Raw genomic sequence first — 18,143 nt, forward strand, 5'->3', positions numbered from 1 at the left:
AACAGCCGGCCTAGCCTTGGTCTGCAGTTTTGCTCCCGGAGCCGAGAGGAGACCACCCCGGGTTATCAGATGCCGCAACCAATTGAGGGCCCTCCGTTTAACTTCAACTCTCGCGGAATATTCATTTCTTGTTGAAAACGTGCTTAATATCTCTAGTTGAATCAATTGTTTGCTGCTAGTAATTTGGGTGGACGCATACGGTTTATAATACGTTTCTGTCCAATCAGCCGATTTTAAGTGAACGTCTGTGAGCGCGTGTTTGAGAACAGATGTACGACGAAGTGGGGAGCTTGTGGAGACGTTCGTCATATACGTTATTAATCTCGAGAGGTCTCCAGATCGTTGGAATACTATACTTTCTCAAGCAAATAGTATCGGCGTCAGCATTGAACGTGTTCCCGGTGTTGATGGATGTGCAATACGCAGCGGCGATTGGATAAACGTTGACGAAAAGAAATTTGAACTTAGAAATGGGCGGAAAATACTGCCCGGCGAATATGGGTGTTATAAGGCTCACCTCTCTGTTTTAGAGATGTTTGTCGCAAGTCCTCACTCCGCCGCTATCATTGTCGAAGACGATGTCGATCTGACGGAGAATTTTCTCCCTCGTGTGGCTGCGATCCGCGATCACCTACCATCTGCTGAACTCGTAAAACTTCTGAACCACCGTGCTAAAGGTTTCAGAGAGTCCATCGTCACGGCCTACGGCGATCGGGTCGGTCGCTGTCTTCACGGGCCACAAGGATCCGCCGCTTGTTATTTGGTTACGCGCAGCGGTGCTATCAAGTTGCTCGATCAAATACAGACGATGCGCTATCCTTACGACATTGCGCTTGAGCGTGGCTGGAAGACGGGAGTAGAGGTCTATACGGTAGCCAACAATATTGTAAATCTCTCGAAACATTCGAGTAACAGTCAAATCGCTGACCGCAGCCAGTATCGCGCGGTCAAGATCAGAGGGCTTCGTAAGATGTCGACCCATGTTATCAGGGCGATCGAATATTTGCGCCGCATTTGGTACGCGTTGTGAGCGGTCCATCCTTTTCCAGGCTTTTCGTCCTCAATGCCTTGATGGGTATTTGCTGGCTCGTCATGATGTCGGTCACGTTGGTTGAAAGCGACGCCTACAGATATGCTGCGCTTTCAGTCATTATTATATTCGTGTTTTTTCTTCCGAAGGAAGATAACGCAAACCTTCATGATTGGCTTGCCGTTTTATGTGTTGCCTGCGGTAGTATTGCGCTTTTCCGTTTTCTCTATCAGTTGATCATGACAGGTGAAAAAGGCGCTTCGGAGTGGCTGTATGCCTTTCCTTTGCTCTTTCCTCTTCTGGGTAGGGCGCTATATGGCAGCAGGAGCATTCTGCGAGTTGTGATCGCCTGTTTCTTCTGTATCGCGCTTTTGCTTCTTTTGATATCTACCGACTTTGCTCGAGCGCTCACCGGCGAGCGTATTTTCCCTCTGTTCCATCAAAACCCGATCCACGGTGCCGTTGGCTGCGGCTTTCTCGTCATTGGCGCCTTTTACTGGGCGTCACACAATTATGAGATGGGTAGCACTCGTGCTGTGCGAACCGCCGTGACTTCAATTGCTATGCTCGTCATCGCAATCGCGCTTTTTAATATTTGGGGGTCTAAATCCAAAGGGGTCTGGCTGGCGCTCATACCCACCTTTCTCCTGATCGTGTCCAGCGCATTTCTTTTTCTACGCAGAAAAGAGGTTTTGGTATCACTGGTGGCCGGTGTTTTGCTTCTGGGTTCAGGCGTTTTTCTTGCCCACCAGAATATTCTGGCGGTGGTTGGCCCTACAGCGAAAACAGTTGTTACGCTGTATGATGACTTTGTGGGCGGTCGCTCCGTGTCCAGCTTTTTGGGCGACGCCATTGCATCTCCTGAAACGCCATTCAGTGTCGATGAACGTCTTCAACTGTGGTCGAATGCATCCGAAATCATTGCGGCATCGCCCATTTTTGGAAGCGGTAATCATTGGCTGGCTATCTGGCACACGACGCACTACGCAGGCATCCCTTATACACTCATGCATAATGGCTACCTCGAGGTTCTCGTTCGGCATGGTTTTGTTGGCTTAGCCATTTATGGGCTGATATTTGTAGCAAGCATCTATCGCGTCTTTCGTGCATCAAAACAGGGGCTTCTCAGCAAAAGCGCTTTCTTGTGTTACTTTGTTTGTGCCATCTATTTTGCCTTCACGATTTTAAGCAACTCAAATAACCGGTTAGCGCTGGGCGAATCTTACGTTCTGCTTTTTAGCGCTGTCTGCTTTGCGTGTACAATAAGTATGAAAATGGCGCGCCCTGACGTTGAAAGTACTCCTCAATCCGGAGCTACGGTCGCTGAGGCAAGTATGGACCGCAAAAGGCAGACATACGCGTGATCGAAGATAAATACATACAGCAAATACTTAATTTGCCGCGATCAACGAAGCGCGCCTTGGCACTCGTCGTTGATGCCTCTTTTTGCGTGCTGACGATCTGGCTGGCATTTTGCTTTCGCCTGAATGACTGGGTTGCGCTTTCTGGAATCCAGCTGCTGACCATTCCAGTTTCGCTTGCCATCGCACTCCCCATTTTCATCACTGTGGGCCTATACCGGGCCATATTCAGGTTTATGGGGTGGGCTGCTTTCATCGCCGTTATCAAGGCCGTGGCGATTTATGGTCTAGCCTTTATGGCCATATTCACTGCGGTGAGCTTTCCCGGGATACCGCGTACGGTCGGCATCTTGCAGCCATTATTGTTGTTGATTGCAATAGCCTTGTCACGGTTTACGGCGCGATATTTCTTGTCTGAGGCATACAACCGCATTCTGAAGCAATCCAGTCGGCGTAACGTTCTGATCTACGGAGCTGGATTTGAAGGCAGGCAGTTTGCAAGCATCCTCAATCAAAGCCTGGACTTTCGTCTCTGTGGCTACCTTGATGATGACAAGAACCTTCAGGGCAGCCTCATCGGTGGGGTCAAGGTTTTTAAGCCAGAGCAAATTGTCGATATTTGTGGCGCGCTAGACATCAGCACTGTTCTGCTTGCTCTTCCAAAAGTAGACCGGAAGCGACGCAATGACATCATAGAAGAACTGCGCGGCGCGCGTGTCGCGGTTCGCACTGTGCCCAATGTCAGCGAACTTGCGATTGGAAAAGGCCAGACCGCGGATATGCAGGAGCTGGATGTTGAGGATCTTCTGGGGCGTGAGCCGGTACTGCCAAACCAGGAGTTGCTTGATAGAAACGTCAGGGGCAAGGTGGTGCTTGTCACAGGCGCGGCTGGCTCAATCGGCAGTGAGTTGTGTCGAGGGCTCATAAAATCCGAGCCTTCGATGCTGATCCTGCTCGATCAAAGCGAGTTCGGCCTCTACTCCCTGGAAGCCGAGCTTCTGAAACACGGTGATAGCTGCCCGCAAATTATTCCTCTGCTCGCCGATGTGTGCGACGAGACCCGTATCTCGAAGATCATGCAGACATGGAAGCCCGCGACAATCTATCATGCTGCCGCATATAAGCACGTTCCTCTGGTGGAGCAGAATCCGGTAGAGGGGGTCAAGACAAACGTCTTTGGGACTTTGACCGTTGCAAAGGCGGCCATTGATGCGGGGGCATCGAATTTCATACTTGTCAGCACTGACAAGGCCGTCCGGCCTACGAATGTGATGGGCGCGACCAAACGGCTGGCGGAAATGTGTCTGCAGGCCCTGGCTGCTGATGGTTCGCAGACGGTTTTATCGATGGTGCGATTTGGCAATGTTCTCGGCTCATCCGGTTCCGTCGTTCCTTTGTTTCGAAGGCAAATCCATGAAGGCGGCCCCATCACGCTGACCCATCAGGATATAACCCGTTTCTTCATGACCATTTCCGAGGCCACGCAGCTTGTCGTTCAGGCGGGCGCAATGGGCACGGGCGGAGATGTGTTCGTGTTGGACATGGGCGAACCTATCAAGATCATGGATCTGGCGCGTCGCATGGTCGAGCTTTCCGGCCACACCGTTCAGGATGAGCGCCACCCCGATGGCGATATCCGTATCGTCATGACAGGCCTGCGCCCGGGTGAGAAACTTTACGAGGAGATGCTCATTGGCAATAATCCCGAACCGACTGAGCACCTTAAAGTCATGCGGGCGCAGGAAAAACTGCTCGCATGGCCGGAGCTGAAGCCCAAGCTGGACACTCTTGTCACCACGGTTGCTGGCGGTGATGCGGCAGCGGTAAAGCTGCTTCTTTCCGAGCTTGTGGAAGACTACACACCGTTTGACAAGATCGTAGACCACGTGTTTGTGCAGGATGGGCAAAGAAACTGTGACGTTTCCAAGACACCCACATAAGCCGAAACTCAGGAGGCGAAGATGTTTCTTGTGACCGGCGCCACGGGCTTTGTTGGTAGATCTCTGGTGCAGATGCTTCGCGAGCGGAATTTGCCATTTGCTGCGACCAGCCGGAAGCCTGGCGGTGACCATATTGCTGTCGGCAATATAGACGGTTCGACAGACTGGCGCAGCGCTCTTGCGGGAGCAGACACCGTCCTTCATCTGGCCGCCCACAATCAGAACGTCATCGATGGCACCACCGCCGAAGGTGAGACGATGAGGGTTGTGAATGTCGATGGCACGGCACGCCTCGCTGAACAATCAGCGGCAGCGGGCGTGAAGCGTTTTGTGTTCGTCAGCACCATCAAGGTGAACGGTGAACGCTCGCAGACGGGCAAACCCTTTACCGCGCAAAGCCTGCCAGCGCCGGAAACGGATTACGGCAGGTCCAAACTGGAAGCGGAAAATCGTATCAGGGAGATCGGTCGGGCTACCGGCATGGAGATTGTCATCATTCGCCCTCCCTTGGTCTATGGCAAGGGTGCGCGGGGAAGCTTCAATGCTCTGGTCAAACTTGTCAAAAGCGGCGCCCCACTTCCGTTTGGCGCACTAGACAATCGAAGATCCGTCATCCATGTCGACAATCTGGCCGATCTTATCGTCACTGCCGCGCTGAAACCCTCAGCTGCCGGACACGTCCTGATGGCCTCAGACGGTGCCGCACTTTCAACAGCGGATTTAATCCGCAAGATCGCTGCGGCAAGCGGACGCCGCGCGATGTTGTTTCCGGTGCCACCTTCATTCCTGCGAGCGGCGGGAGCAGTGACAGGAAAACGCGATGTCGTCGGCCGGCTCGTGTATAGCCTGGAGGCAGACTGTTCTGAAACCAAACGAATATTAGGCTGGACTCCCCCATTATCGACTGACGATGGGCTACGCCGCTCGGTCTAGATTGCTTCTCGATCCAGACAGACATTGCTCCAACCCAAGGCGAACAGGTGCCCGATCGCATGAAGAACTTCACCAAACGGCTGTTTGATATCGTGGCCTCCGCAGCCGGACTCATCCTGTTTTCGCCGGTGTTCATTGTCCTGATCATTCTCATTCGCCGGGATTCCTCAGGCGGGGCGTTTTTCCTGCAAGAGCGCGTAGGTCGCAACGAGCGCGTGTTTACCTGCATAAAATTCCGCACCATGGCGGTTGGAACACCACACGTCGGCTCGCATGATGCGCAGCAGTCGTGGATTACCCCGCTGGGTAAGAAATTGAGGTCCAGTAAGCTGGACGAAATACCCCAGCTCATCAATGTGTTGAGGGGGGATATGAGTCTCGTCGGCCCAAGACCATGTTTGCCTAATCAAGCGGACGTCATCGCGGCGCGTCGGCAGCGGAATGTCTTTGCCGTCAGGCCGGGTGTAACGGGGCTTGCCCAAATCAGGCAGATCGATATGTCCACCCCCGCGCAGTTAGCCGAGGCCGATGCGACATATATCGAAGAACAAGGGCTCCTCAGCGATTTGGCGATTATCCTTTCGACGGTATCTGGTGGTGGCAAAGGCGATAGAGCGACACGATAATTGCGATGAGTGACCGAAACAGACAGGCCTCCCTTTCGGTCAAGGAAATCGTCGATGTCTCATGCATAACAGGGCCTTGCCATGGTATTGACGTGCGGCTCCGTCGCTTTAGAAAGCGCAACAGCGGATAATTTGAGGTCTTGAAAATGCGCATTCTTCACGTCTTTAAGACCTATTATCCAGATTCATTCGGCGGTGTTGAGCGAACGATTCACGCCATAGCGAAAGGCGCCCTGGCGCATGGCATCCAGTCAGACGTGCTCTCCCTCAGCCATGATCCGGTAGGGAATACCGTCAAGTTCGATGGCCATATGGCCTACAAGGCTCGTCTTACATTTGAGTTTGCGTCAACCGGTTTTTCGCGCGATGCATTTTCGAAGTTCAAGGCGTTGAGCGCCAAGGCAGATATCGTCCATTATCACTTTCCTTGGCCGTTTATGGATCTGCTGCACCTGCTGCATCCACCGGGTAAGCCTACGATCGTCACCTACCATTCTGATATCGTAAAGCAAAAGCTCCTGTTGCAGCTGTACAAGCCGCTAATGCACCGGTTTCTGTCGAGCGTCACCCGTATTGTGGCGACATCGCCAAATTATCTGGAAAGCAGCGAAGTGCTGCAACGTTACCGAGGTAAGACGGAAATCATACCGATTGGCCTGGATGAAGCGGATTACCCACGCGCACCCACAGCCCTGAAGGACGGTTGGAAGATGCGCTTCCCAAAGCCGTTCTTTCTGTTTGTCGGCGTGCTGCGATACTACAAGGGTCTGCATACGCTGATCAAAGCGGCAAAGCACGTCAATGCTGATATTCTCATTGCTGGCGAAGGACCTATGGAGCGCGAGTTGAAAGCGCAGGTTTCAGAGGCCGGCCTAAGCAACGTGCACTTTCTCGGTTCCATCACTGACCTTGACAAGGCGGCGCTGCTGGAACTGTGCACCGCCTTTGTCTTTCCGTCACACCTCAGGTCTGAAGCCTATGGGCTTTCGCTGGTGGAAGCGGCAATGTTTGGCAAACCGATGATATCCTGCGAGATCGGCACGGGAACAAGCTTCGTAAACAAGCATGGCGAGACAGGCCTCGTTGTGCCGCCAGAAGATGCCTCGGCGATGATGAGCGCGATGAATGCGTATGTCGATGGTAGCGCTGATAGGGTCGATCACGGAGCCAAGGCTGCGGCGCGATACCAGGCAGAAATGCGCGCCGAAACAATGGTCGAGCGTTATTGTCGGTCCTATCAGAACCTTTAGTTTGCGCGCATGGCATATTGAGCGGAACGGGATGCTGCCGCCCATAGCGTTCGAGAAGCAGCAGAAAATCGAACCCGAAGACGGCTGCGAAACTCCGGGCCATTCAGGCCCATGTTCCGGCAGCACCGCCGCCGCGGCCATTTTTCCGGCCTGAGCACGGCTTCCCAGCCCGGTGTGACCAAACCACCCGCAGCAGAGCCGGTTTGTGCCGCACCACCCAACACCGCGAAACGGCCCTTCCCGAAACCGGGATTGTTCTGCTAAGGCAGACAGGCGGTTGGGGCAGGTGAGCGTTTGCCCTGCCACCTTTCGGGAGTTGCAAGGATTGTGAAATGGACATCGAGCGTCTGAGCCATTTGCCCGAAAAGAAGCGCCGCGAATTGCAGCGCATCGCGCAAATCCTGTTTGATGAATTTGACGAGTCCCTGAAAACCAAGCTCTCGGAAAAAGCCAAACGCGGACGCATCTTGAAGCTCATGCTCTTCGGCTCTTACGCACGCGGCAACTGGGTGGAAGATAGAAAGAGCGGCTACCTCTCGGATTATGACCTGCTCATCGTCGTCAATTATGAGCAGTTTGCCGAAAAATATGATGCCTGGGAAAAAGCCGCCGCACGCTTCGCGCAGGAGTTTGAAATCGCCGGACACCTCTCCGCGCCGGTCAATTTCATCGTGCATTCGTATCAAGAGGTAAATTCGCTGCTGGCAAGGGGCTGGCCGTTCTTCGTGGATATCGCCCGCGATGGCATCCCGCTCTACGAAGCCCCCGGCATCAGCTGGCCTCGCCGAAAAATCTGGCGCCGGAGGAAGCGCGAGCCGAGGCGCAGAAACATTTCGACCACTGGTTTCCGAGCGCTACTTACTGCGTGAAACAGGCGGAATACGCTCTTCAAGACCAGCAACACACTCATGCGGCTTTCCAACTGCACCAATCTGCTGAACGATTTTATCACTGCGTGCTGAACGTGGTTTCGCTCTACAGCCCAAAGTCCCACAAACTCACATTCCTGCGCTCACAGGCAGAGCAAATTGCCCCAGAACTCAGCACCGTCTGGCCGGACGACACCAAATTCGCCAAACGCTGCTTCAGCCGCCTGGATCGCGCCTATGTCGATGCTCGCTATTCCCCGGCGTATGAAATCGACGGCGAGGAGTTGGCTTGGCTGACGGAGCGGGTGAAGCTGTTGCAGGATGGGGTGAAGGGTGTTTGTGAGCGGGCGTTGAAGGCTGTGGTTTAAGAGGGGCTCCTGTCCAAAACTGAAATATGCCTCATAATTAATCAATTTGTCAGTCATTCGTTGATAAAATGCCAAATCGTATAGATGCGTTAAGGTCCAGGGCCCTTCTGCCTCCAGTTGGAAAAGCTAATGAAATTATCCTCAGTGAGTCTCAGAAATTTCCGAGGTGTGAACAAACTCGATTTAGAGCTTGATCCTCAGATTACGGTCATTGTTGGCAGAAACGGGGTAGGAAAGTCGTCCATTCTTGATGCCCTTGCTATCCTTTTGGGTAGAATTCAGGCTGTTTGGGAAAACGATAAGACTAAGTATAGTTTTGAAGCTGCGGTGTTGAAGAGAAGCGATGTAAAATTTGGAAGTGACGACTATGAACTCTCTCTAAACGTATTGCTTGAGGATGCGATAGGTGAGGATTTTCCGATCAATCTGGATTTGAATTATAGCGACGGGCACTTTCTTCGGAAGAGCTCTGCGTATGAGGATATTCGGAAGCTTGTATTTGATAATACTCTCTTGGCCGACAGAGACCGTCTTATAGTCTATTACCGACAGGATCGTGGTTTCGATGAGAGGGCCCCTGCATCTGGCAGGATTGAAGGGCCATCGTCGTTGTTTGGTTCCCTGAGAGCTATCTCGCAGCTGGAAAGATGGCTCGATCAGAGAGACGCGGAGGAAGCGCGCCGGGTTCGGGATACCGACCCTTCATATCGAGATCCACAGCTTCAAGCAGTCAGAGCACTGATCAGTGAAGTCGATGGCTTCGAGGGAATAGGGTTCTCGTCGTTGAGTGACATCACCGGCATCTATTTTGTAAAAGATGGCGGCGCTAAAATACCTGTAGCGTCGCTTTCTACAGGTGAGCGGTCGTTTATCATCTTGCTTGCCGATCTTGCCCGGCGACTTCAACAGACCGCTCCGGGTCTCGAGCTTCGAGATATCCCAGCAGTAGTGCTCATAGATGAAATAGATCTCAATCTCCATCCTTCTTGGCAAGGAAAAATTATACCTACATTAGCTAGAGTTTTTGCCTCATGCCAGTTTGTTATAACTACACACTCGCCTCAAGTAATTTCGTCTGTTCTTAGTGAAAAGGTAAGGATACTGAGTAAGACGGTATCTGAGGTTGAGGTGAGTTTTCCAATTAGAACAAAAGGGCAGACAAGTAATTATATATTAGAAGGTGTATTTGACTCTTACGAGCGATATCCTGAGATAGACAATCTTTTCGTCAGTTTTAATAATGCAATTGATGAAAATAACTTTGAAAAAGCCAAAGATATTTTAGAGCGTATCAAATTTGAAATGGAGGGCGAACCTGTCGAATTTGCAGTCTTGAGGAAGAGATTGAGAGGGATCGAGCCGAAGCTATGAAAGGTAGTCGCAAAACTGGAATGCCCGAAGTGATGAAAGCGTGGTTAGAAGATGCTAATGTAGATTGGCGCCCAGAGTATCCCTTCAATGAAAGCCGCGTGAGAAACGCGGTGCGGAAAAGCTTGCTTAAGGAGCAGAGAGGTCTTTGTCTGTATTGTGGTGTTCAACTCGATACTTCAATGCCGGGGGATACTTTTCATATTGAACATTTTATCCCTCAGAGCATATCGAAGGCGGATGCAATTAACTACAATAATCTATTCTTAAGTTGCGGAACAAAAAATAAGCAAGGCAAACCTTCACCAACTTGCGGTAACGCAAGAAAAAATTGGTATCATGAAACTGATCATGTAAAGCCTGAATATCCTGATTGCGTGTCTAGGTTTAGGTTTTTGCTCACGGGTAAGGTTGTTCCCGCGGTTCCTAATGATACTGCAGCCCAAAACATGATAGATAACATGAAGTTGAACCACGCAGAGTTGGTTATTGCGAGACGAGACGTTTTTGATTTGATTGATAGCGGGGCGATGACGGTGGAAGATTACTATGATGACGAGTCGGGAATTGCGGAGAGTTACGCTCACATAGTTTATCTACATTTTGATGAGGTTTTACCATAGTAACCGTCTGGGCGTGAACAAATCACTCATGAGCTTTTGAATATTGCGTCTGGGTAGAATGTCGCGAGCCAATCTCGCTTTTGTAGAGAGAACGCCAACCTTGTCGGTATTGCAAGCGCCCAAGTGGCTGGTATTATAGCGTTTATTAGTTCGCCCACCTGTACGGCGAGCCGCCCCATTTCGGAAATTACTGCTTCGAGCGCTGTCGCTTCCATAAAAGGGCCGATGACGGCATCACCGTCTTTTTGCGGCCGCATCATGTAGTCCGATTTCATGGTGGGATGGCTAGCGAGTTCGGAAAATAGCTCGTAAATCTCGGCGCGCCGCTTCGAAGTGAGACCATCTCGTAGGTCAAGCTTCTCACGCACCTTTACCGGCGAGAACTCCTTCATGCGTGTTTTCTTATCCGCAAGGCGCCAGCGTTCAATTTGTGTTCTGTCACCAGCAAAGAGGCTAAGTAGGAAGACGGTTTCAAGCACGTCCCGCAGGATCATGGCGCTATTTTGGTTATATCCAGAGAGTGCCAGCTTTAGACTTGCGGCGAATGCATTGAAGGTCCGCATCGCGAGAATTTGCGTGACTTTGAGATTTTCATCGTTTGTGTCGAGTTGTCGGAAGATGTCCGCTAGATCCATAACGGATTCGATTGCGGTGAGATGCAGTTGGAGCCGCTTGTCCGCTGTGATGATCCCGAGCGCTTTTTGACGTAGCTCCTCCTCGCCGTTATGAAGTTTGGTGAGGTTGGATGGAAGGATATTGGTATTTTTCGTCATCATTCGTTTGCGCTTCCCTATTTTTGGGGTTCTTTTTGAGCCGTTGACGCACTTATTAGCACCTGACGATCATTAGCTGTAGCTCGGGATCTCTGTGATCGAAATGTGTATCTGTCATTTGCTTCAGCGAGCTGGCGGTCGCTAGACCAAGATTTTCGTATTCTGTGCGCAAATGTTCATATGCCTCTGAGGATAGGAAAATATTCATAAAAGTCTTTACTGCAGGGCTTTATTCCGCTATGTTCTTTTTCGATCAATTTCCATTCTGGTACTCCAGGTGGGAGGTGAAGCAGGAGTGACCGTGGTGGAAAGACGCAAGCCATCGTGATTGTTTCTGGTCCGATCAAGTGAGAGCGAGATGGCAGGTGAATGAGGTTGAGTTGGCACTAAGGGGAACGTGAGCAAAAGGTATTGATAGCAGGCAGGAGTTAAGCCGACGCACAGGGCCCGTGTTCGGCATAGCGGATGACGGAATGATCGGGGCGCTGAAAGGTGCCGCATAGAATACAATTTTCGAGGCAGCTTCCAGCGCCCCGTTGAAAACGCTCGTCGGCTTTCCGGCTTGATGGGAAAAGAATGGTGATAACGTGGGGCTCTTTTAGTTCCGCGAACGCGAATTTGTATCCTCATGGAGAAAGGTAGTTTAGTCGGGCGATCAACAAATAAATATATATAAAATCTAAATTTGTTTTGCCGCATATGTTTAAGCATATATTTGCGGAACGATTTGGCGTGGAAAATATATATTATTGGCCTGAGATTTGATTTTTGGCCAACCCAAAGCCATGCGCGATTTTATATGAATCAACTCAAACAAGTGCAGAAACCGGCTGAAAACCGCTAAAATCGAGGGGAATTGGCAGATGAATGAGAACTGGAGCGGGAAAATGTGGGTGGATTTGAGTGCGGAACCGAACCGGATCGAGATTATAGTAACAGTATCATGATACTGTTACTATAATCTCGATCCGGTTCGGTTCCGCACTCAAATCCACCCACATTTTCCCGCTCCAGTTCTCATTCATCTGCCAATTCCCCTCGATTTTAGCGGTTTTCAGCCGGTTTCTGCACTTGTTTGAGTTGATTCATATAAAATCGCGCATGGCTTTGGGTTGGCCAAAAATCAAATCTCAGGCCAATAATATATATTTTCCACGCCAAATCGTTCCGCAAATATATGCTTAAACATATGCGGCAAAACAAATTTAGATTTTATATATATTTATTTGTTGATCGCCCGACTAAACTACCTTTCTCCATGAGGATACAAATTCGCGTTCGCGGAACTAAAAGAGCCCCACGTTATCACCATTCTTTTCCCATCAAGCCGGAAAGCCGACGAGCGTTTTCAACGGGGCGCTGGAAGCTGCCTCGAAAATTGTATTCTATGCGGCACCTTTCAGCGCCCCGATCATTCCGTCATCCGCTATGCCGAACACGGGCCCTGTGCGTCGGCTTAACTCCTGCCTGCTATCAATACCTTTTGCTCACGTTCCCCTTAGTGCCAACTCAACCTCATTCACCTGCCATCTCGCTCTCACTTGATCGGACCAGAAACAATCACGATGGCTTGCGTCTTTCCACCACGGTCACTCCTGCTTCACCTCCCACCTGGAGTACCAGAATGGAAATTGATCGAAAAAGAACATAGCGGAATAAAGCCCTGCAGTAAAGACTTTTATGAATATTTTCCTATCCTCAGAGGCATATGAACATTTGCGCACAGAATACGAAAATCTTGGTCTAGCGACCGCCAGCTCGCTGAAGCAAATGACAGATACACATTTCGATCACAGAGATCCCGAGCTACAGCTAATGATCGTCAGGTGCTAATAAGTGCGTCAACGGCTCAAAAAGAACCCCAAAAATAGGGAAGCGCAAACGAATGATGACGAAAAATACCAATATCCTTCCATCCAACCTCACCAAACTTCATAACGGCGAGGAGGAGCTACGTCAAAAAGCGCTCGGGATCATCACAGCGGACAAGCGGCTCCAACTGCATCTCACCGCAATCGAATCCGTTATGGATCTAGCGGACATCTTCCGACAACTCGACACAAACGATGAAAATCTCAAAGTCACGCAAATTCTCGCGATGCGGACCTTCAATGCATTCGCCGCAAGTCTAAAGCTGGCACTCTCTGGATATAACCAAAATAGCGCCATGATCCTGCGGGACGTGCTTGAAACCGTCTTCCTACTTAGCCTCTTTGCTGGTGACAGAACACAAATTGAACGCTGGCGCCTTGCGGATAAGAAAACACGCATGAAGGAGTTCTCGCCGGTAAAGGTGCGTGAGAAGCTTGACCTACGAGATGGTCTCACTTCGAAGCGGCGCGCCGAGATTTACGAGCTATTTTCCGAACTCGCTAGCCATCCCACCATGAAATCGGACTACATGATGCGGCCGCAAAAAGACGGTGATGCCGTCATCGGCCCTTTTATGGAAGCGACAGCGCTCGAAGCAGTAATTTCCGAAATGGGGCGGCTCGCCGTACAGGTGGGCGAACTAATAAACGCTATAATACCAGCCACTTGGGCGCTTGCAATACCGACAAGGTTGGCGTTCTCTCTACAAAAGCGAGATTGGCTCGCGACATTCTACCCAGACGCAATATTCAAAAGCTCATGAGTGATTTGTTCACGCCCAGACGGTTACTATGGTAAAACCTCATCAAAATGTAGATAAACTATGTGAGCGTAACTCTCCGCAATTCCCGACTCGTCATCATAGTAATCTTCCACCGTCATCGCCCCGCTATCAATCAAATCAAAAACGTCTCGTCTCGCAATAACCAACTCTGCGTGGTTCAACTTCATGTTATCTATCATGTTTTGGGCTGCAGTATCATTAGGAACCGCGGGAACAACCTTACCCGTGAGCAAAAACCTAAACCTAGACACGCAATCAGGATATTCAGGCTTTACATGATCAGTTTCATGATACCAATTTTTTCTTGCGTTACCGCAAGTTGGTGAAGGTTTGCCTTGCTTATTTTTTGTTCCGCAACTTAAGAATAGATTATTGTAGTTAATTGCATCCGCCTTCGATATGCTCTGAGGGATAAAATGTTCAATATGAAAAGTATCCCCCGGCATTGAAGTATCGAGTTGAACACCACAATACAGACAAAGACCTCTCTGCTCCTTAAGCAAGCTTTTCCGCACCGCGTTTCTCACGCGGCTTTCATTGAAGGGATACTCTGGGCGCCAATCTACATTAGCATCTTCTAACCACGCTTTCATCACTTCGGGCATTCCAGTTTTGCGACTACCTTTCATAGCTTCGGCTCGATCCCTCTCAATCTCTTCCTCAAGACTGCAAATTCGACAGGTTCGCCCTCCATTTCAAATTTGATACGCTCTAAAATATCTTTGGCTTTTTCAAAGTTATTTTCATCAATTGCATTATTAAAACTGACGAAAAGATTGTCTATCTCAGGATATCGCTCGTAAGAGTCAAATACACCTTCTAATATATAATTACTTGTCTGCCCTTTTGTTCTAATTGGAAAACTCACCTCAACCTCAGATACCGTCTTACTCAGTATCCTTACCTTTTCACTAAGAACAGACGAAATTACTTGAGGCGAGTGTGTAGTTATAACAAACTGGCATGAGGCAAAAACTCTAGCTAATGTAGGTATAATTTTTCCTTGCCAAGAAGGATGGAGATTGAGATCTATTTCATCTATGAGCACTACTGCTGGGATATCTCGAAGCTCGAGACCCGGAGCGGTCTGTTGAAGTCGCCGGGCAAGATCGGCAAGCAAGATGATAAACGACCGCTCACCTGTAGAAAGCGACGCTACAGGTATTTTAGCGCCGCCATCTTTTACAAAATAGATGCCGGTGATGTCACTCAACGACGAGAACCCTATTCCCTCGAAGCCATCGACTTCACTGATCAGTGCTCTGACTGCTTGAAGCTGTGGATCTCGATATGAAGGGTCGGTATCCCGAACCCGGCGCGCTTCCTCCGCGTCTCTCTGATCGAGCCATCTTTCCAGCTGCGAGATAGCTCTCAGGGAACCAAACAACGACGATGGCCCTTCAATCCTGCCAGATGCAGGGGCCCTCTCATCGAAACCACGATCCTGTCGGTAATAGACTATAAGACGGTCTCTGTCGGCCAAGAGAGTATTATCAAATACAAGCTTCCGAATATCCTCATACGCAGAGCTCTTCCGAAGAAAGTGCCCGTCGCTATAATTCAAATCCAGATTGATCGGAAAATCCTCACCTATCGCATCCTCAAGCAATACGTTTAGAGAGAGTTCATAGTCGTCACTTCCAAATTTTACATCGCTTCTCTTCAACACCGCAGCTTCAAAACTATACTTAGTCTTATCGTTTTCCCAAACAGCCTGAATTCTACCCAAAAGGATAGCAAGGGCATCAAGAATGGACGACTTTCCTACCCCGTTTCTGCCAACAATGACCGTAATCTGAGGATCAAGCTCTAAATCGAGTTTGTTCACACCTCGGAAATTTCTGAGACTCACTGAGGATAATTTCATTAGCTTTTCCAACTGGAGGCAGAAGGGCCCTGGACCTTAACGCATCTATACGATTTGGCATTTTATCAACGAATGACTGACAAATTGATTAATTATGAGGCATATTTCAGTTTTGGACAGGAGCCCCTCTTAAACCACAGCCTTCAACGCCCGCTCACAAACACCCTTCACCCCATCCTGCAACAGCTTCACCCGCTCCGTCAGCCAAGCCAACTCCTCGCCGTCGATTTCATACGCCGGGGAATAGCGAGCATCGACATAGGCGCGATCCAGGCGGCTGAAGCAGCGTTTGGCGAATTTGGTGTCGTCCGGCCAGACGGTGCTGAGTTCTGGGGCAATTTGCTCTGCCTGTGAGCGCAGGAATGTGAGTTTGTGGGACTTTGGGCTGTAGAGCGAAACCACGTTCAGCACGCAGTGATAAAATCGTTCAGCAGATTGGTGCAGTTGGAAAGCCGCATGAGTGTGTTGCTGGTCTTGAAGAGCGTATTCCGCCTGTTTCACGCAGTAAGTAGCGCTCGGAAACCAGTGGTCGAAATGTTTCTGCGCCTCGGCTCGCGCTTCCTCCGGCGCCAGATTTTTCGGCGAGGCCAGCTGATGCCGGGGGCTTCGTAGAGCGGGATGCCATCGCGGGCGATATCCACGAAGAACGGCCAGCCCCTTGCCAGCAGCGAATTTACCTCTTGATACGAATGCACGATGAAATTGACCGGCGCGGAGAGGTGTCCGGCGATTTCAAACTCCTGCGCGAAGCGTGCGGCGGCTTTTTCCCAGGCATCATATTTTTCGGCAAACTGCTCATAATTGACGACGATGAGCAGGTCATAATCCGAGAGGTAGCCGCTCTTTCTATCTTCCACCCAGTTGCCGCGTGCGTAAGAGCCGAAGAGCATGAGCTTCAAGATGCGTCCGCGTTTGGCTTTTTCCGAGAGCTTGGTTTTCAGGGACTCGTCAAATTCATCAAACAGGATTTGCGCGATGCGCTGCAATTCGCGGCGCTTCTTTTCGGGCAAATGGCTCAGACGCTCGATGTCCATTTCACAATCCTTGCAACTCCCGAAAGGTGGCAGGGCAAACGCTCACCTGCCCCAACCGCCTGTCTGCCTTAGCAGAACAATCCCGGTTTCGGGAAGGGCCGTTTCGCGGTGTTGGGTGGTGCGGCACAAACCGGCTCTGCTGCGGGTGGTTTGGTCACACCGGGCTGGGAAGCCGTGCTCAGGCCGGAAAAATGGCCGCGGCGGCGGTGCTGCCGGAACATGGGCCTGAATGGCCCGGAGTTTCGCAGCCGTCTTCGGGTTCGATTTTCTGCTGCTTCTCGAACGCTATGGGCGGCAGCATCCCGTTCCGCTCAATATGCCATGCGCGCAAACTAAAGGTTCTGATAGGACCGACAATAACGCTCGACCATTGTTTCGGCGCGCATTTCTGCCTGGTATCGCGCCGCAGCCTTGGCTCCGTGATCGACCCTATCAGCGCTACCATCGACATACGCATTCATCGCGCTCATCATCGCCGAGGCATCTTCTGGCGGCACAACGAGGCCTGTCTCGCCATGCTTGTTTACGAAGCTTGTTCCCGTGCCGATCTCGCAGGATATCATCGGTTTGCCAAACATTGCCGCTTCCACCAGCGAAAGCCCATAGGCTTCAGACCTGAGGTGTGACGGAAAGACAAAGGCGGTGCACAGTTCCAGCAGCGCCGCCTTGTCAAGGTCAGTGATGGAACCGAGAAAGTGCACGTTGCTTAGGCCGGCCTCTGAAACCTGCGCTTTCAACTCGCGCTCCATAGGTCCTTCGCCAGCAATGAGAATATCAGCATTGACGTGCTTTGCCGCTTTGATCAGCGTATGCAGACCCTTGTAGTATCGCAGCACGCCGACAAACAGAAAGAACGGCTTTGGGAAGCGCATCTTCCAACCGTCCTTCAGGGCTGTGGGTGCGCGTGGGTAATCCGCTTCATCCAGGCCAATCGGTATGATTTCCGTCTTACCTCGGTAACGTTGCAGCACTTCGCTGCTTTCCAGATAATTTGGCGATGTCGCCACAATACGGGTGACGCTCGACAGAAACCGGTGCATTAGCGGCTTGTACAGCTGCAACAGGAGCTTTTGCTTTACGATATCAGAATGGTAGGTGACGATCGTAGGCTTACCCGGTGGATGCAGCAGGTGCAGCAGATCCATAAACGGCCAAGGAAAGTGATAATGGACGATATCTGCCTTGGCGCTCAACGCCTTGAACTTCGAAAATGCATCGCGCGAAAAACCGGTTGACGCAAACTCAAATGTAAGACGAGCCTTGTAGGCCATATGGCCATCGAACTTGACGGTATTCCCTACCGGATCATGGCTGAGGGAGAGCACGTCTGACTGGATGCCATGCGCCAGGGCGCCTTTCGCTATGGCGTGAATCGTTCGCTCAACACCGCCGAATGAATCTGGATAATAGGTCTTAAAGACGTGAAGAATGCGCATTTTCAAGAC

Annotated in this window: 17 protein-coding genes; 11 read left to right on the forward strand and 6 right to left on the reverse strand. The window is 50.7% G+C overall.

Features of this window, described 5'->3' with window-relative positions; all coding sequences use genetic code 11:
* Positions 1 to 292: 292 nt before the first annotated feature.
* The 10 genes from QRN85_RS03375 (at position 293) to QRN85_RS03415 (ending at position 10,368) form a co-directional block, all read left to right on the forward strand.
* Positions 293 to 1,030, forward strand: coding sequence for a glycosyltransferase family 25 protein (locus tag QRN85_RS03375; RefSeq protein ID WP_284757223.1), 738 nt, complete (start codon positions 293 to 295; stop codon positions 1,028 to 1,030).
* Positions 1,027 to 2,394, forward strand: coding sequence for an O-antigen ligase family protein (locus tag QRN85_RS03380; protein WP_284757224.1), 1,368 nt, complete (start codon positions 1,027 to 1,029; stop codon positions 2,392 to 2,394). The genes QRN85_RS03375 and QRN85_RS03380 overlap by 4 nt, the downstream gene beginning before the upstream one ends.
* Complete coding sequence (locus tag QRN85_RS03385) at positions 2,385 to 4,331, forward strand: polysaccharide biosynthesis protein (protein WP_284757254.1); 1,947 nt, start codon at positions 2,385 to 2,387, stop codon at positions 4,329 to 4,331. The genes QRN85_RS03380 and QRN85_RS03385 overlap by 10 nt, the downstream gene beginning before the upstream one ends.
* 21 nt (positions 4,332 to 4,352) lie before the next feature.
* Complete coding sequence (locus QRN85_RS03390; protein ID WP_284757225.1) at positions 4,353 to 5,264, forward strand: NAD-dependent epimerase/dehydratase family protein; 912 nt, start codon at positions 4,353 to 4,355, stop codon at positions 5,262 to 5,264.
* A gap of 59 nt (positions 5,265 to 5,323) precedes the next feature.
* Positions 5,324 to 5,890, forward strand: coding sequence for a sugar transferase (locus tag QRN85_RS03395; RefSeq protein ID WP_284757226.1), 567 nt, complete (start codon positions 5,324 to 5,326; stop codon positions 5,888 to 5,890).
* A 146-nt stretch (positions 5,891 to 6,036) separates the two neighbouring features.
* A complete protein-coding gene (locus tag QRN85_RS03400; protein WP_284757227.1) occupies positions 6,037 to 7,140 on the forward strand; it encodes a glycosyltransferase in 1,104 nt (367 codons plus the stop codon).
* Positions 7,141 to 7,520: 380 nt separating this feature from the next.
* On the forward strand, positions 7,521 to 8,009 hold the full coding sequence (locus QRN85_RS24465) for a nucleotidyltransferase domain-containing protein (protein WP_350225062.1): 489 nt from the start codon (positions 7,521 to 7,523) through the stop codon (positions 8,007 to 8,009).
* On the forward strand, positions 8,006 to 8,377 hold the full coding sequence (locus tag QRN85_RS24470) for a HEPN domain-containing protein (protein ID WP_350225063.1): 372 nt from the start codon (positions 8,006 to 8,008) through the stop codon (positions 8,375 to 8,377). Before QRN85_RS24465 ends, QRN85_RS24470 begins: the two co-directional genes overlap by 4 nt.
* Before the next feature lie 129 nt (positions 8,378 to 8,506).
* On the forward strand, positions 8,507 to 9,748 hold the full coding sequence (locus QRN85_RS03410) for an AAA family ATPase (protein WP_284757228.1): 1,242 nt from the start codon (positions 8,507 to 8,509) through the stop codon (positions 9,746 to 9,748).
* Entirely contained in the window at positions 9,745 to 10,368 is a 624-nt protein-coding gene (locus tag QRN85_RS03415; RefSeq protein WP_284757229.1) for a retron system putative HNH endonuclease, read from the forward strand. The genes QRN85_RS03410 and QRN85_RS03415 overlap by 4 nt, the downstream gene beginning before the upstream one ends.
* Before the next feature lie 26 nt (positions 10,369 to 10,394).
* On the opposite strand, the gene QRN85_RS03420 is transcribed toward QRN85_RS03415, so the two are convergent.
* The gene (locus QRN85_RS03420) at positions 10,395 to 11,144 is read right to left on the reverse strand and encodes a hypothetical protein (protein ID WP_284757230.1); all 750 of its coding nucleotides are present in this window, start codon (positions 11,142 to 11,144) and stop codon (positions 10,395 to 10,397) included.
* Positions 11,145 to 13,026: 1,882 nt separating this feature from the next.
* Here QRN85_RS03420 and QRN85_RS03425 point away from each other — a divergent pair.
* On the forward strand, positions 13,027 to 13,776 hold the full coding sequence (locus tag QRN85_RS03425; protein WP_284757230.1) for a hypothetical protein: 750 nt from the start codon (positions 13,027 to 13,029) through the stop codon (positions 13,774 to 13,776).
* A gap of 26 nt (positions 13,777 to 13,802) precedes the next feature.
* Here QRN85_RS03425 and QRN85_RS03430 read toward each other — a convergent pair whose 3' ends face one another.
* The 5 genes from QRN85_RS03430 to QRN85_RS03445 all read right to left on the reverse strand — a co-directional run bounded on the left by QRN85_RS03430 (position 13,803) and on the right by QRN85_RS03445 (position 18,134).
* On the reverse strand, positions 13,803 to 14,426 hold the full coding sequence (locus tag QRN85_RS03430; protein ID WP_284757229.1) for a retron system putative HNH endonuclease: 624 nt from the start codon (positions 14,424 to 14,426) through the stop codon (positions 13,803 to 13,805).
* Entirely contained in the window at positions 14,423 to 15,664 is a 1,242-nt protein-coding gene (locus QRN85_RS03435) for an AAA family ATPase (protein ID WP_284757228.1), read from the reverse strand. Before QRN85_RS03435 ends, QRN85_RS03430 begins: the two co-directional genes overlap by 4 nt.
* Before the next feature lie 129 nt (positions 15,665 to 15,793).
* Positions 15,794 to 16,165: a HEPN domain-containing protein gene (locus tag QRN85_RS24475; RefSeq protein WP_350225063.1), complete on the reverse strand. Its 372-nt coding sequence runs from the start codon at positions 16,163 to 16,165 to the stop codon at positions 15,794 to 15,796.
* A complete protein-coding gene (locus tag QRN85_RS24480) occupies positions 16,162 to 16,650 on the reverse strand; it encodes a nucleotidyltransferase domain-containing protein (RefSeq protein WP_350225062.1) in 489 nt (162 codons plus the stop codon). The genes QRN85_RS24475 and QRN85_RS24480 overlap by 4 nt, the downstream gene beginning before the upstream one ends.
* 380 nt (positions 16,651 to 17,030) lie before the next feature.
* Positions 17,031 to 18,134, reverse strand: coding sequence for a glycosyltransferase (locus tag QRN85_RS03445; RefSeq protein WP_284757227.1), 1,104 nt, complete (start codon positions 18,132 to 18,134; stop codon positions 17,031 to 17,033).
* Positions 18,135 to 18,143 lie beyond the last annotated feature (9 nt).

The organism is Agrobacterium sp. fls2-241-TYG-188a, assembly GCF_030209845.1.